Origin of the sequence: Oceanicoccus sp. (genome assembly GCF_029238675.1) — a bacterium.
Taxonomy (GTDB): domain Bacteria; phylum Pseudomonadota; class Gammaproteobacteria; order Pseudomonadales; family Dasaniaceae; genus Oceanicoccus.
The window spans coordinates 37,803-52,931 of the sequence record NZ_JAQWFR010000027.1 but is presented as its reverse complement, the minus strand read 5'-3'; the positions used below and the strand labels follow the sequence as shown (position 1 = coordinate 52,931).

The 15,129-nt window shown below is 47.4% G+C and carries 14 protein-coding genes and 1 pseudogene; 6 read left to right on the top strand and 9 right to left on the bottom strand.

What is annotated here, in order from left to right; translation table 11 throughout:
• Nucleotide 1: 1 nt before the first annotated feature.
• Nucleotides 2-1,048 (bottom strand): dihydroorotase, encoded by a 1,047-nt coding sequence (pyrC, locus tag P8H32_RS09380; RefSeq protein WP_297291441.1) that lies wholly within the window; start codon nt 1,046-1,048, stop codon nt 2-4.
• Between the two features lie 140 nt (nt 1,049-1,188).
• Between pyrC and P8H32_RS09375 the strand changes: the two genes are divergently transcribed.
• Nucleotides 1,189-2,061 carry an OmpA family protein gene (locus P8H32_RS09375; protein WP_297291440.1) on the top strand — a complete coding sequence of 291 codons (873 nt, stop codon included), beginning with the start codon at nt 1,189-1,191 and terminating at the stop codon, nt 2,059-2,061.
• 238 nt (nt 2,062-2,299) lie between these two features.
• On the top strand, nt 2,300-3,520 hold the full coding sequence (locus P8H32_RS09370; RefSeq protein WP_297291439.1) for an argininosuccinate synthase: 1,221 nt from the start codon (nt 2,300-2,302) through the stop codon (nt 3,518-3,520).
• Nucleotides 3,521-3,556: 36 nt separating this feature from the next.
• Here P8H32_RS09370 and P8H32_RS09365 read toward each other — a convergent pair whose 3' ends face one another.
• From P8H32_RS09365 to P8H32_RS09345, 5 genes are all read right to left on the bottom strand, one after another.
• Entirely contained in the window at nt 3,557-4,762 is a 1,206-nt protein-coding gene (locus P8H32_RS09365; RefSeq protein WP_301089259.1) for a CaiB/BaiF CoA-transferase family protein, read from the bottom strand.
• Between the two features lie 12 nt (nt 4,763-4,774).
• Nucleotides 4,775-5,236, bottom strand: a complete 462-nt coding sequence (locus P8H32_RS09360; RefSeq protein WP_301089258.1) for a peptidylprolyl isomerase — start codon at nt 5,234-5,236, stop codon at nt 4,775-4,777.
• A 224-nt stretch (nt 5,237-5,460) separates the two neighbouring features.
• Nucleotides 5,461-6,198, bottom strand: a complete 738-nt coding sequence (locus P8H32_RS09355) for a YdiY family protein (protein ID WP_297291436.1) — start codon at nt 6,196-6,198, stop codon at nt 5,461-5,463.
• A 62-nt stretch (nt 6,199-6,260) separates the two neighbouring features.
• Nucleotides 6,261-7,076, bottom strand: coding sequence for a mechanosensitive ion channel domain-containing protein (locus tag P8H32_RS09350; protein WP_297291435.1), 816 nt, complete (start codon nt 7,074-7,076; stop codon nt 6,261-6,263).
• A 561-nt stretch (nt 7,077-7,637) separates the two neighbouring features.
• The gene (locus P8H32_RS09345; RefSeq protein ID WP_297291434.1) at nt 7,638-8,231 is read right to left on the bottom strand and encodes a transposase; all 594 of its coding nucleotides are present in this window, start codon (nt 8,229-8,231) and stop codon (nt 7,638-7,640) included.
• A 385-nt stretch (nt 8,232-8,616) separates the two neighbouring features.
• Here P8H32_RS09345 and ggt point away from each other — a divergent pair, with 385 nt between their 5' ends.
• Nucleotides 8,617-10,347 (top strand): gamma-glutamyltransferase, encoded by a 1,731-nt coding sequence (gene ggt, locus P8H32_RS09340; RefSeq protein WP_301089257.1) that lies wholly within the window; start codon nt 8,617-8,619, stop codon nt 10,345-10,347.
• A 60-nt stretch (nt 10,348-10,407) separates the two neighbouring features.
• Nucleotides 10,408-11,307, top strand: coding sequence for a GGDEF domain-containing protein (locus P8H32_RS09335; RefSeq protein WP_297291432.1), 900 nt, complete (start codon nt 10,408-10,410; stop codon nt 11,305-11,307).
• 3 nt (nt 11,308-11,310) lie between these two features.
• On the opposite strand, the gene P8H32_RS09330 is transcribed toward P8H32_RS09335, so the two are convergent.
• Entirely contained in the window at nt 11,311-11,838 is a 528-nt protein-coding gene (locus P8H32_RS09330) for a response regulator transcription factor (RefSeq protein WP_297291431.1), read from the bottom strand.
• Between the two features lie 2 nt (nt 11,839-11,840).
• Nucleotides 11,841-13,124, bottom strand: coding sequence for an ATP-binding protein (locus P8H32_RS09325; protein WP_297291430.1), 1,284 nt, complete (start codon nt 13,122-13,124; stop codon nt 11,841-11,843).
• Between the two features lie 465 nt (nt 13,125-13,589).
• Here P8H32_RS09325 and P8H32_RS09320 point away from each other — a divergent pair, with 465 nt between their 5' ends.
• Nucleotides 13,590-14,018 (top strand): hypothetical protein, encoded by a 429-nt coding sequence (locus P8H32_RS09320; RefSeq protein WP_297291429.1) that lies wholly within the window; start codon nt 13,590-13,592, stop codon nt 14,016-14,018.
• A 25-nt stretch (nt 14,019-14,043) separates the two neighbouring features.
• On the opposite strand, the gene P8H32_RS09315 is transcribed toward P8H32_RS09320, so the two are convergent.
• Complete coding sequence (locus P8H32_RS09315; RefSeq protein ID WP_301089256.1) at nt 14,044-14,676, bottom strand: LysE family translocator; 633 nt, start codon at nt 14,674-14,676, stop codon at nt 14,044-14,046.
• A gap of 187 nt (nt 14,677-14,863) precedes the next feature.
• On the opposite strand from P8H32_RS09315, the pseudogene csrA reads away from it, so the two are divergent.
• Nucleotides 14,864-15,054 (top strand): annotated as a pseudogene (gene csrA / locus P8H32_RS09310) (carbon storage regulator CsrA).
• Nucleotides 15,055-15,129: the final 75 nt, after the last annotated feature.

Sequence of the window (15,129 nt, the reverse complement as noted above, 5' to 3'; positions counted from 1 at the left end):
GCTAGGCGACAACTTGCCATTGCAGTGTTTCGCCGGCGCAAAGTGGGATAACGTGTGAGTCGCCCAGCGGTAAACGTTCGGCGACCTGCCAGGCAGATTTTTTTAATGTAATAGTATCTTTGTTTCTTTCCATACCATAAAAGTCGGGGCCATTATGGCTGGCAAATTGTTCCAGCTTGTCCAGTGCACCAGCTTGCTCAAAAGCCTGGGCATACAGCTCAATAGCGGCGTGGGCAGTATAGCTACCGGCACAACCGCAACTGGTTTCTTTATTGTTCTGGGTATGGGGCGCAGAATCCGTGCCCAGGAAAAACTTGTTACTGCCGCTGGTCGCGGCGTCTATCAGGGCCTGCTGGTGAATATTGCGTTTCAAAATAGGCAGGCAGTAATAGTGCGGGCGAATACCGCCCGCCAGCATGTCGTTGCGGTTATACAGCAGGTGATGCGCGGTGATGGTGGCAGCTACATTCTGGCCAGCCTCAGCTACAAACTGTGCCGCGTCTTTGGTGGTGATATGTTCCAGCACCATAGGTAATTCGGGGAAGTCTTTAGCGAGCTGTCGCAGTGAGCGATCAATAAAGACTTTTTCACGATCGAAGATATCAATCTCGTGGTCTGTCACCTCGCCGTGCAATAAAAACCGCAGGCCTTCCTGCTGCATGGCTTCCAGTGCGGGGTAAATCTTATTGATATCGGTAACGCCAGAGTCAGAGTTGGTGGTGGCACCGGCAGGGTAAAGTTTGCAGGCCACAACACCCGCCGCTTTGGCCTGGCGAATATCTTCAGCGGTGGTGTTATCGGTTAAATAAATCACCATCAGGGGTTCTACCTGACGGGGGCAATCTTGCTGGGCCTGCATAATCCGCTCGCGATAGGCACTGGCCTGCGCTCCATTACTGACAGGGGGTGCCAGGTTAGGCATGACAATAGTGCGGCCAAAGTACCGAGCCATGGCCGGTACAGTGTGTCTAAGTGCTTGTTCATCTCGCAGGTGAACGTGCCAGTCGTCCGGGCGGGTCAGGGTGAGTTCTGTTGGGGCTGATGTCATGGATCACTTCTTTCAATACAGGGAGTGTCGGCCAATGGCCTTTGAGCGTGCATGCTACCGGATTCGAGGCCGGGTTTAAAGAAATTGGCTGATTTGCCGATAAGGGCCTGATAATAGAAGAAAAGTAGTAGGAGATTGCTATGAGTCGTGGGTATTTACAGGTTATTTTGGGGTTGTTAATCGGCTGTTTGACACTGTCTGTGCAGGCGGTGCGCCTTGGGCCAGGTATGAATCATGCCGAGTGGAGGCTGGAGCTTTCCCCCTTCGAGTGCAAAATGTTGCAGCCGGTACCCTATTTTGGTGATGCGGTATTCGCTAATCGGGCCGGAGAAGAGCAGAAGTTCTATTTGGCTTCCACCCGTAAGGCGATGAAGCCCGGAGAAGCGAGGTTAGTCTCTGCCGCGCCAGTATGGGATGAAACTCGCCGCGGCCTGGATATGGGTGTGGTCAAAGTTAGTGCGGGTAAGCCCTCAATCTCCCTGGGTAAAAAACGCACCCATCAGCTACTCAATGAATTGTATAATGGTATGTCACCGGTTTTTTCCCGTCCTTCCTGGTATGCCGAAGATGAGCAGACTGAAGTCTTTTTGTCCTCGGTTAACTTTCGTAAAGCCTATGATCAGTATCGGGGCTGCCTGTCGGCTTTGTTGCCGGTTAATTTTGACCAGATCAATCGTTCCCGTATTCACTTCCCCACTGCCAAATATGAGTTAACCAAGTCCTCGAAAACCCAGCTGGACCATGTGGTGCAGTATGTTAAGGCCGACTCGTCAATCACCGGTTTCTTTATTGATGGTCATGCCGACAATGCGGGCCGGCGTCTTTATAACCTGGATTTATCCAAGCGCCGGGCTGAGGCAGTGACCCAATACTTGATTGCCAAAGGGGTAGATGAAGCCATTATTACTACCCGCTACCATGGTGAGCGCTATCCGGTGGCCAGTAACGCCAATGCCAAAAAACGCTCGGCTAACCGCCGCGTTACCATCCGTCTGGAGCGGGACGGACTTTAAGCTCGCCGCAAACCGTCATTCCCGCGCAGGCGGGAATCCAGCCTGCATGCTCATAAAGCACTCGAGGGCAGGCTGCGGAAATTGACAGCACTGGATTCCCGCGTGCGCGGGAATGACGTGTGCGGTGGCAGTTGATAATTAAGACTGTCACCCTCTCGCCTTCTGCGCTAAACCCCAGTAGAATACCCGCCCTCAAAACCCCCTAGAACCATGGTTTACAGCCTGTGTGGAGATTTTCATGTCTGATATCAACAAAGTCGTTTTGGCCTATTCCGGTGGTCTGGATACTTCCGTTATCGTCCGTTGGTTGCAAGATACCTATAATTGCGAAGTGGTGACCTTTACCGCTGATATCGGCCAGGGCGAAGAAGTTGAGCCAGCTCGCGCCAAGGCTGAGGCTTTGGGTGTTAAAGAAATCTATATTGATGACCTGAAAGAAGAGTTTGTTCGCGACTATGTATTCCCTATGTTTCGCGCCAACACCATCTATGAAGGCGAGTACCTGCTGGGCACCTCCATTGCCCGCCCATTAATTGCCAAGCGCCTGATTGAGATTGCCAATGAAACCGGTGCCGATGCGATTTCCCACGGTGCCACCGGTAAAGGTAATGACCAGGTGCGTTTTGAGTTGGGTGCCTATGCCCTTAAGCCCGGTATTCAAGTGATTGCGCCATGGCGCGAGTGGGACCTGACCTCCCGTGAGACCTTAATGGCTTACTGTGCCGAGCGCGATATTCCCGTTGATTTTGCCGGTAGCAAGAAAAAATCACCCTATTCAATGGATGCTAATCTACTGCATATCTCCTATGAAGGCGGTATTCTGGAAGACCCATGGGCAGAAGCCGAAGATGATATGTGGCGCTGGAGTGTGTCTCCTGAACAGGCCCCCGACACACCCACTTATCTTGAATTAACCTACCGCGGTGGTGATATTGTCGCTATCGACGGTGAGGAAATGTCACCAGCTACCGTATTGGCGTACCTGAACAAAGTTGGTGGTGCTAACGGTATTGGTCGTTTGGATATTGTAGAAAACCGCTATGTAGGTATGAAGTCCCGCGGTTGCTATGAGACTCCAGGGGGCACCATTATGATGCCGGCCCACCGCGCTATTGAGTCGATTACATTAGACCGTGAAGTGGCTCACTTAAAAGATAGCCTGATGCCGAAATATGCTGAGTTGGTCTATAACGGTTATTGGTGGGCGCCCGAGCGTCAAATGTTGCAGACAGCGATTGATGAATCCCAGCAATTTGTTAACGGTGATGTACGCGTGAAGCTGTATAAGGGCAATGTCACCGTGGTTGGCCGTCGTTCTGATCAGTCGCTATTTGATGAGAGTATCGCGACCTTTGAAGATGATGCCGGCGCCTATGACCAGCAGGATGCCGAGGGCTTTATCAAGCTTAATGCGCTGCGCATGCGCATTGCGGCCAACAAGGGTCGTTCCCTGTTGTAATCCTTATTGTAAGTCTTAGAGTGCTGTTTGAGTTAATCAGGCAATAATACGGTTGTTTTTAAGCTCGGCCAGTTGTTCGTCGCTCAGGCCCAATAGCTCACCCAGCACTTCGTCATTATGACTGCCCAACTGAGGCCCTGACCAGGTCGTTGCTCCGGGTGTTGATTTTAACTTCGGTAAAATCGCCGGAATCTTCAGCGGTTTGCCATCAATTTCAACCTGCTCAAACATCCCGCGCGCCTGATAGTGCGCGTCGTTCATCATATCTTCGACATTATAGATAGGGCCAACGGGTACACGCTCGGCCTCTAAAATATCAATAATGGTTTTAGCATCATTATCCAAACACCACTTAGCCAAAGCGTTATCAATGTCTACTTCGTGAATTACGCGGCCAGCGTTGTCGGCCATTTCAGGATTTTCCGCCATTTCAGGGTGGCCGGCAGCAATCATCAGGCGTTTAAAAATAGCATCGCCGTTACCGCCAATGACCACATACCTGGCATCGCGACAGCGGTAGGTATTAGTCGGTACGATACCGGTGACGGTAGTACCTGATGGCTCGCGAATGACACCGGCGCCGTCATATTCAGGAATCACCGCTTCCATTAAGTTAAACATGGACTCATACAGGGCCACATCAATCACTTGCCCTTCACTGTTTTCATTATTGCTGCGTTCAATAATCGCAAGGGTGACCCCCAGCGCAGCATGGATAGCGGCAATAGTGTCGCCAATACTTAAATTAGGGCGAACGGGGGCCTGATTTTCAAAGCCATTAACATAACGAAAGCCGCTGTAGCCTTCACAAACCGACGCATAACCGGGCTTAACTGAATTGGGGCCATCCTGCCCGTAACCGGAAATTCGAGTGTAGATAATACCGGGGTTAGTCTTTTTGATGGCATCGGGTCCAAGTCCCCATTTTTCCATCACACCGGGACGAAAGTTTTCAACTAACACATCAGCTGTATCAATCAACTGACGCACCAACTCTCGACCTTCCTCGGCTTTTAAATCAATGGCGACAGATTTCTTATTACGGCCCAGGCTATGCCACCACAATGAGGTACCGTTTTGCACTTCACGCCAGCCTCGAATAGGGTCACCGCCTTTGGGGGGTTCAACCTTAATCACTTCAGCGCCAAAATAGGCCAGCATAGAGCCGGTAAAGGGGCCTGCCAGTAACTGGCCCAATTCAATAACACGGATGCCCTCTAGTGGGCGTTTGCGGCTAGGCATGAGTGAGGTAGCTTAGTGAGCGTGGCCGTGCTCTTGCTCTTCAGCAGTCGCTTCGCGGACGCCTTCAATTTTGCCTTCAAAGTGCAAGGTCAAACCCGCTAAAGGGTGATTGCCATCGACTGTAATGGTGTCATCAGCAACTGCAGTAACAGCGACTGTCATAGGGCCATTAGGTGACTCAGCATTAAACTGCATACCTACCTGGATATCCTGGTCGGGTGGGAAAGACGTGCGGGGTACTTCCTGCACCATTTCCGGAACATGGTCGCCATAGGCTTCTTCAGGTTTAATAGTCACTTTAAAGTCGGCGCCTGCAGTTTTGCCGGTGAGTTCATTTTCAAGGCCGGGGATAATACCCGCCGCACCGTGTAAGTACACTAAAGGTTGCCCCTCCAGGGACTGGTCCATAATTTCACCGCTGTCGTTGGTCAGGGTGTATTGGATACTTACAACAGAATTTTGGCCGATCAACATGATTTTTTCCTCAGTAGTGTGCTCGCGATCAGTGGTTAATCAGGCCAATGGCAAGCTTTATTGTTTTTGGTCAACAATCTATATGGGTTAATAAAACAGCATTTCAAGTGCAGCGGCTATTAAGTCACACTTTCCAGCGACATTAAAGTGCCTCAATTTATGAAATGCTTTGTATAGTTGTATCACTTTGGCAGACAGGGTGACGGTGTCTGCCGCCGGTAATATTAAAACGAGTAACTAACCGCCACTGTAGTTTCAGTGTCAGCATGCTTGGTGTCTGCTGGTACTTCTTCTTTGTACTTGACCGTATAAGAAAGCACAATTGCCACTTCGCCAATCACTTTAACTTCAAGTGCTGTTCTGGAGTTGCTGATCGTATTGTCCTCACCGGCTTCAACATCAAAGCCTTGTGAAAAAGTAGCATTTTCTGAAAATTCCCATTTATAGTTGGTGAACATTCTTAATACAATTTCTTCACTATCTTCACCGTTGCTTTCATCATCCACTTTGCTAGAGCGATAACCGGGACCGACTTCAGCATCCCACTTCATGGTTTCATTATCTAAAATGGTTCGGCCATAACCCATTGAGAATGTGGTTATATAGTCAAAGCCGCTAAAGCGATCATCGTCGTAGGAGTGATACCCATAGACATAGTCCTGGTCAGCATACTTATAGGATAAGCGGTTGGCTAAAAAATACTTCTCAGCGGTATTGTCGCCGTCGGTTTGCGAGGCAGAAGAGTTGAATAAAAAGGTGTACTTCCATTGCTCTGTTTCACGGAATATCTCGGCACGGCTTTTGGTGGTGGTTTCTTCAGTATTGCCGCTGGTATCAACAAAGCCAAACTCAACACTGCCGCTCCATAGTTTGGTTTCCTCTTCAGCGAGAGAGTGGTTTGCAGTCAGAACGCTGGCTACTAAAGAAGCAGCCAGGGTTTTTTGTAATACATTTAATTTCATTGTTGGTCCTGTTTAAAAGATTAAAGTTAAAAGACTAAAGTTAAAAAATTATTGTTAAAAAATTATTGTTGTAAGTGAACATCCATTTGTGGGAACGGAATACTAATCCCTTCCCGGTCGAAACGGAGTTTAATGGTTTCCAGTAATTCGAATTTAGTGGGCCAGTAGTCTTCGGAGTTAACCCATGGGCGCACCACAAAATTGACCGAGGAGTCAGCCAGTTCTGCTACTGCAATGGTGACGGCGGGGTCTTTTAAAATACGACTTTCATTGTTGATGATTTCTTCAAGCACTTGCTTGGCTTTTCGAATATCAGCGTCATAGCCAATACCTACCATCAAATCGATGCGGCGAGTGGCTTCCATTGAGTAGTTGGTGATATTGCCGCCCATAATATTGGAATTAGGAATAATAATGACTTTGTTATCACCGGTTTTCATTGTGGTACTAAAAATGCCGACTTCATCAATAACACCTGCTTCGCCGGCGGCCTCGACAAAATCACCGGAGCGTATTGGGCGGAATAAAATTAACAACACCCCTGAGGCGAAATTGGATAAGGAGCCCTGTAGCGCAAAACCAACGGCTAAACCGGCGGCGCCGATAATGGCAACAAACGATGCGGTTTCAATGCCGATTTGACCCAGTGCTGCAATAATAGCGAAGGCAAATAAAGCGGTATAAATAATATTGCCAACAAAGTTGCTGATAGTTTTATCAACATTTTTTTTGTTCATATTATGGGTAATGGCATTGGCAATGGCTTTTGCTATCCATTTACCAATAATAAAGATAACCAGCGCAGTTATCAGTTGAGCGCCATAGGTGACGACCAGGTTAGGGGCGTCTTCAAGTAGCTTGTCGATATTAAATTCCATAATCTTCTCCGGTATCATTGACGGGCTATTAATAAATCAGTTTTTTTGATCCAGGTTTATTTTGATTATGGTTGGCCGGCATTCTAACAGCTTGTGGGGAATAGTGTAGGCGTCGTAGACTGGCTAGTTAGACCGGCCACATAAGTCCGACATAAAAAAGCACCCTTGAGGGTGCTAAAAAGTATTTATGTTCGAGACCTGGAATGGTGTGTGTTTCAATGTTTACAGATTAATTGACAGCGGCTGGTAAGAAAATGAGTAATTACCGAGAGCCCTGTAAGGATATCTACTTAACTCACCGCTTTTTGGATCAAAAAAAAAGCACCCGGATATGGGTGCCATTAAGGGTACAACTGAGAGACGTGGATGGAGTTGGCTATTCGCATAGCCTTACTGCTATAAAATTCTGCGCATCTGATGGTTAAAATATAGGACACTAGCCGCTAGAAAAAAATCCGTAGATAGCGAAATAAACAGCGGATTATACCTACTCAATCAAGTCATATTATCTCTAAATCAAGATAAAGTTCTTATTTTTCAATGTCTTGGAGTCAGTGCTGCCTATAGGGGTGTGGTAAGCAGCATTTTTAGTAAAGTGCGATAAATATTATCCCGGCGGTAATTAAACCGGAATTCGGTTTCTTTTAAGTGCAGATAAAATGTGTGCTTGTGAATGCCATTAAACTGGGCCATACGGCGCTTGGCAAAGCTCCAGAACGAATCTACGGTATTTATGGTACTACCGGCTGGGCCGGCAACCTCGTCGGTGCTATTTACGTGGTATAGGCGGGTTTGGTCAACATCGGCCAGGCCGTCGTAGTCTTTCCAGCCCTCTGTAGCGGTCAGCTCATCCAGCTTGGCACCATAGCGTTGGTTTTGTTGCAGTATGTGGCGAGTATCGTGGGGAGCAAACTCGGTATAAATCTTATCGTCGCGCTGGTAGATACCAAAAGCGACATATTGATTAACCGGGTCCTGGTCTTTATCGTCGGTGCTGGCGCCAACACCTGTGCCGCGACTTTCATCATTGCTGGCATAGGGCGACCCCGCCTCACACAGTGTAGTGATGCGCCCCCTGATTTTCAGAAAAATGCTGTTGATCGAGCGCACGCTGACATCGGTGAGCTGAGCAGTCTGTGTCGCTGTGAGGTCCATAGCAAAGCAGCGCAAAATTTGTCGAAATTTCGCTTCGCTTATGCGCGAATACTTGTAGTATCGGTTTTTATTTGCTGTCATTGCGTCGGCGTTTGTTGGTCTACAGTAAGCTTGGGAAAAGCACTATAAATAAAATATTTATTATAAAGAGATAACATTAAGCTATTTATTTACCATAAAGTACTATCAGTACATCATTTAAGTCAATAAAGCTTGGGATGATAATAGCACGTTAAGTGGCGTGCCTAATCAGGTTTATTTCTGGCGACCTGTCTGCGGGTGGTTGACTGGGCCACTGGGCAAAAGGTTGTCTAAGGTTGAGTAAAAAGACAATAAACCCTACAGTAGCTCAGATTAATAACCCTATAACGTTATAAGGCAAGATATGACGGCGCGATTAACCACATGGGCATTAAGCCTGTTGTTGGTACTAACCACCCTGGCGGCCAATGCTGCTGCACAAAGTTCTGAGACCGATTATTCCCGCGCCAGCAACTATGCCCGCACCAGTGCCAGCGGTTTAGGTGCGGTTGCCACTATCCATCCCCTGGCCACACAGGCTGGTCTCAATGCCCTGGAGCAGGGCGGTACCGCAATTGATGCAGCGGTGGCTGCTGCATTGACACTGGGCGTTGTTGATAACCACAACTCCGGTATAGGTAATGGCAACTTCGCTGTTATCCACTATGCCGATAGTACAGTAGAGGCCATTGATGGCCGTGAAATGGCACCGCAAGCAGCCCGCCGCGATATGTATATTCGAGACGGCAAGGCGAATAGTGCATTGAGCAAAACCGGCGCCCTGGCTATAGGTGTCCCCGGTGCCTTAGCGGCTTACGACTATATGCTCAAACAGGGCGGCAAACTTAGCTTAAAGGACTTATTACTACCTGCCGCTGATATTGCAGAGCAGGGTTTCCCCCTGAGTGCCGTATCCCATCAGCGAATAACATCCAGCCAGGAAACCATCAAATTATTTCCGCCAACCGCAGCGATTTTATTAGATCAAACAGGCGAGCCCTGGCCTGCGGGCCATCGCTTAGTGCAAAAGGATCTGGCCAATACCTACCGGCAAATAGCCGAGCAAGGTATTGATTATTTTTACCGTGGTGACTTTGCCAAAGCCGTTGACCAGTGGATGAGAAACCATAACGGTATTTTAACCGCCGACGATATGGCCAACTATACAATGCGGATTCGTGAACCGGTAAAAAGTGATTACCGGGGTTATAGCATCTACGGTTTTCCACCACCCAGCTCCGGCGGCGTGCATGTAGCGCAAATACTCAATATGTTAGAGAACTTTGATATCGCCGTCTTAAGTGAAGCAGATCGATATTATTTATTGGCCGAAAGCATGCGTGCCGCTTTTGCTGATCGCGCTCAATTTTTAGGCGACCCTGATTTTGTCAAAGTGCCCAAAGGTTTAATTGCACAAAGCTATGCGGACCAATTGGCAAAAAAAATCGACTTTAAACAAGCCAATATTGATATTAGCCATGGCAATCCACCCAACGCCGAGATTGATTTTTTTGGCAAACACACGACCCATATTTCCGCCGCCGACCAATGGGGTAACTGGGTAGCTATTACCACTACTTTAAATACACCCTTTGGTTCGAAAGTGGTGATACCCGGCACCGGCGTATTAATGAATAACCAAATGGATGACTTTTCCATTCAGCCCGGCGTACCTAACGCTTATGGTTTGGTGGGCAGCGAGGCAAACAGCGTACAACCGGGCAAGCGCCCCTTATCGAGTATGAGCCCAACCATTGTGGTCAAAGATGGCCAGCCTGTTATCAGTATTGGTGCGGCGGGTGGCCCGACGATCATTACCCAGGTATTGCAAGGCATCATGAATATGTTAGACCTGGGCATGACAGTAGAGCAGGCGCTGACAACGCCCCGCGTCCATAACCAGTGGCGCCCGCAAGTGACAATGACAGAAAAAAGTCTACCTGGCCCAGTGCAAAATTCATTAAAGAAACGGGGGCATAAACTGTACCTTCGGTCCTTTAGTGGCGTGACCCAGGCGATTAAATCCAGCGATGGTAAAACCTTTGAAGCCGCTGCTGAGCCAAGAATTATTCAACAAAATAAAATGGTTGAATAATGACTCCTGAATGGTTGTATCAATAAAAGTGGTGGAAGTTTTATGATCATTGGCGAATTAATGACAGACATTGTAGCGGGTGTTTCCCCCGCTGATTGTCTGGCAGATGCAGTGGCCATTATGTGCGAGAAACAATGTTCATGCGTTCTCGTTAGTGAAAGTGGTTTCCCTAAAGGTATTATCACCGAGCGAGATATCGTTCGATTATTTTCCGAGGCATTGATTAACCGGGATGTTGCTGATGTCGCCGTAGCTGAAGTGATGACCAAAGACCCTGTCTGTGTGCAGCAGACCACCTCTTTATATGATGCGCTGGTTTTAGCGCGCAGTCGCAAATTGCGGCACTTGTTGGTGATTAACGAACACGAGCAATTAGTCGGCCTGGTGACCCAAACCGATATGGTCGATGCCTACGTTCACCTGATTGAACGGCAAAGCCAATTAGAGACAGAAAATCATGAGCTGCATTTACTCTCCAACGAAGATGCATTGATGAAAATTGGTAATCGTCGGGCTATGGAGGTGGAGTTAAACTTTACCGAAGCTTCCGCCAGGCGCTATAAAAAAGGCTATGCCATCGCGCTGATGGACGTCGATTTCTTTAAAAAATACAACGACTATTACGGCCATCAGCGAGGGGACAATGCCCTGCGCGCTTTGGCTGATACGATCAAGGACAGTATGCGGGAAAGTGACCGGGTCTATCGCTACGGCGGTGAAGAAATTCTGTTGCTGATGCCTGAGACTAATAAGGATGATGCTATTGTTGCTGCTGAGCGTGTCAGGGAGGCGGTTGAAACCATGGCTTTGCCCCATAAAGAAAGCCCCTTTGAATGCCTGACAATTAGCATAGGGGTTGCCGCAAGCTGCGAGGAGAATTGGCGTGAGTTGATTGAATCGGCGGATAAAGCCTTGTACCAAGCCAAGGGTGGTGGTCGCAACAAAGTAGTGGCGAGCTAGTTCTTACTCTTTTACCGGGCGTTTATTCAACTTTCGCTGCAAGGTTCGCCGATGCATACCCAATGCTCGGGCTGTAGCAGAAATATTGCCATCGTATTCTGCCAGCACTTTCTGGATATGTTCCCATTCTAATCGGTCAACAGAGGGTCTTTGCTCAGGAATTTCTGCCTTAATATCCCCTTCAATATTCTCAAAGGCCGCCAGAATATCATCGGTATTGGCGGGCTTGCACAAATAATTGATAGCCCCTAGCTTAACGGCTTCCACCGCCGTTGCCACACTGGAGTAACCCGTTAGCATCACAATATCTATATCGGGTTGCTGTTGTTTTAGTGTGGGTATCAAGGTTAAACCAGAAGGGCCTTCCATTTTTAAATCAATAATGGCTTTACTAAAGCTCTCTTGCTGTGCCAGTTGTAAAGCCTCGGCAGAATTGTGTGCGCAGACGCATTCCAGCCCGCGGCGATGCAAAGCGCGGGCCAGTACTTGAGTAAAAACGTCATCGTCATCGACGAGTAAAAAGCGCTCCATGATTACAAAGCCTGTGCTGGTTTAGCGGGTAAAATAATAGTGGCCAGTGTACCGCCATCGACATGATTACGCAGCGTAATACTACCGTTATAGCGGCTGATGGTTGCATGACTAAGAAATAATCCCAGCCCCAGCCCTTTGCCTTTGGTGCTAATAAACGGTTTGCCCAATTGCTCCGCCAGATCGGGTGGTATACCTTCCCCGTGGTCACGAATAGTTAATATCAACTGCTTATCATCACTGCCTACGGAGACTTCGATATTATCCGCTTTAGCGTCAGCGGCATTATTTAATAAATTATTAATGGCCTGGTCCAGCGTAGTGTCTACTTCAAGAGTCAGCAATTGACTACTGTCACTGGCCGAGAATTGATAGGTCGCATCGGGACGCAATACCTGCCAGTGGCTTAACAGCTGTTGTACATACTCTGTACATATTACAGCCTGGCGCTGTCCATGGTTGTGCGCTTCAGCTGTAGATACCAGCCCCTGAAGAATTTTTTTACAGCTACTTAACTGAGTATTCAGCAGTGTTAAATCTTCCCCCAACTCTTTTTGCTGTTGATATTCCTGTTGCAGCTCTTCGACTAACACCGTCATTGTGGCCAGTGGTGTACCCAGCTCATGGGCTGTGCCGGCAGCCAGTGTGGCCACCGCAAGAATTTGTTCATCGCGCAACTCATTTTCCCTGTTAGACGCCTGGGTGATTTCCTGCTGCCTTAACGCATTAGCCATCTTCACCACAAAATACGTAATCAGGCCGGTACTTAATGCAAAGGTAATCCACATACCAATGATATGTGCATTTAATGCGCTGCCATGTTGGCTGTGGTCCATGGCCGGCTGTAAAAGAGGCAATGGCTGGTAAAAAAACAGTAGTAAGGTGTAGGCGCTTAGCGACAATCCGGCCACTATCCAGGTATAGCGCCAGGGCAATACAGCAGCTGAAATAGTCAGTGGTACTAAATAATAAGAAACAAACGGGTTGGTGGCGCCGCCACTAACATAAAGCAGCCAGGTGAAATTTCCCAGATCAACCAATAGCTGAAAAAAATACTCTGCATCAGTAACTGGCCAGGGTTGTTGTAAGCGCCAATAGGTCAATATATTTACCAGCGCCATAAAAGCCAAAATGCTCAGGTGAGCGCTATCAATATCTTCGGGAGTAGGCCCCAGATAAATATAAGTCAGCGCCGTTAGCAGTGCGAACACCAGAATCAGGCGGATCATTGCCAGACGCCTGAGATTGGCAATGGAGGCGGTAAGCTGTAAAGGTCTTGTCTTCATCGGGATGGGTTAAGTGGGTGTTAATGACGCGGGGGAGTATAACCTAACCAGTGAAAAAAGGGTGCGACCTAGTGTCGCAAGGGCTTATATCGCCGTCAAGAATGTTAAATAATTTAGACGCTTTTGCTCTGGTTATTTCCTGTGTTTTTAGTAAATATGACTGCTCTTTTTGGCTGGGGTAGTAACTGTCGAATCTTATGATGTTTTCCCGTATAAGATTGACCGTGTGGGGAAGCTAAAAAAGATGCTCAGTAGCTATGCTGTTCTTTAACTCGGTATCAGGAGTGAGTGATGATTAGCTATTCAATCATACGTAATGAGCTTAAAACAGGAGATCTGGTTTTATATTCTGCCAGAGGTGCTTTTAGTGATGTTATTAAATATGGCACCTTGAGCAAGTTTTCACATGTTGGCATGGTAATGCGAATTCCCGAATATGACTTTCTAACCATATGGGAATGTACTATGCCAAGTAATATAGACAATTTGGAATCCAGTCCTCCACGCATGGGGGTGCAGTTGGTACCGTTGAGTGATCGGGTACATAAATACAGTGGTGATATTGCAGTAAGGCAATTAAAAGGGGCTTCTTTACCTACCGGTACTCTATTAAAACTGATGGAACTGAGAAAGCAGTTGCGTAGCAAAAGCTATAAGCACGAGAAGGTGCAATTGCTAAAGTCTGCCAATGACGGTCCCTTTGGCCATAACCATAAAGATCTGTCTGCAATTTTCTGTAGTGAGCTGGTTGCTGAGGCTTACCAGTGCCTGGGCTTGCTGACGGATGAAAAGTCCTCTAATGAATATACCCCCGCAGATTTTTCAGAAAAGAAAATGAGAAAACTGAATGGCCACTTTTTCCTGTCAGATGAAATGCTGGTAAAAAATGACTAGGTTCTGAAAGCTAAACATACTTCCCTCATAACGATTGCTGCGCCAACGCCAAATAAATCGCAAAGCCAGCAATCGTTGATGCCGCTCCCCGTTGTAAATAGCCCTGAAACCTTTCCGATTGTAAAATAAGCGCGCCAGCTCTATCTGCCGCAATGCAGTACGCCGTGTACATAGAGAGGATCGCCAGAATGATAACGCCACCTAACTGAAATGACTGCAGCATAATATTGCCTCTTTCAGTATCAATAAAACTTGGGATCAGAAACAGCAAAAAAAGCGGCGTCATTGGGGTAGAAAAGTTAAGCACCATACCTTCACGAAATAATGTTGCCCGTGATTTGAACGGTTGTACGCCTTGCGTTGTTAATGCAATGGGGCGAGAGAACATTTGCCAGGCTAGAAAAAACAGATAGCAAACGCCAACAATTTTCAAACCATTAAAAATCCACTCGGATGTTTGAATAATAGCAGACACCCCAAAAGCCATCAGCATCACCTGAACGGTTAACGCCAAACAGGTACCTGCTACAAAAGTCATACCCGCTTTCCAGCCCTGCGTTGATGACTGGGTGATAACAATAATCATCTCTGCGCAGGGTATTAGGCAGAGGCTGCTATTAACAATAAAAAATTGGAGGGCCGTCTCGAAGCTGATCATTAGCTAAGTCCTTTTGGGTAGTGATGTTCGCTCTTACTATAAGCGTATTGTGGGGCTTGTTCGTGTCCCCATAGGATGGATAAGTCTCCCACTAATAAGATTGCACTCTAAGTAGGGCAGGTTCAGTTGTTGCGCTGTGGCGGATAAAATTTCTTCACTATCCATTCTAAACAAAAGGGAAACACAGATGCTAATACTCACCAGAAAAATTGGCCAAATTATTACATTAGGTGATGATATTAGATTAACCGCTTTAGACGTTCAGGGATGCCAGGTCCGGCTGGGGTTTAAAGCCCCAAAGAGGCAGGGATCCACCGGCAGGAAATCTATGATCGTATACAAGCTAAATCGCCGTGTTTTGATGGTCGCATAAACTAGTCTTTATGATATGTTTTTATATATCATTGTTGTGCTGTTTGGTATGTTGTGATATGTTTTTGCAGATATTGTGTA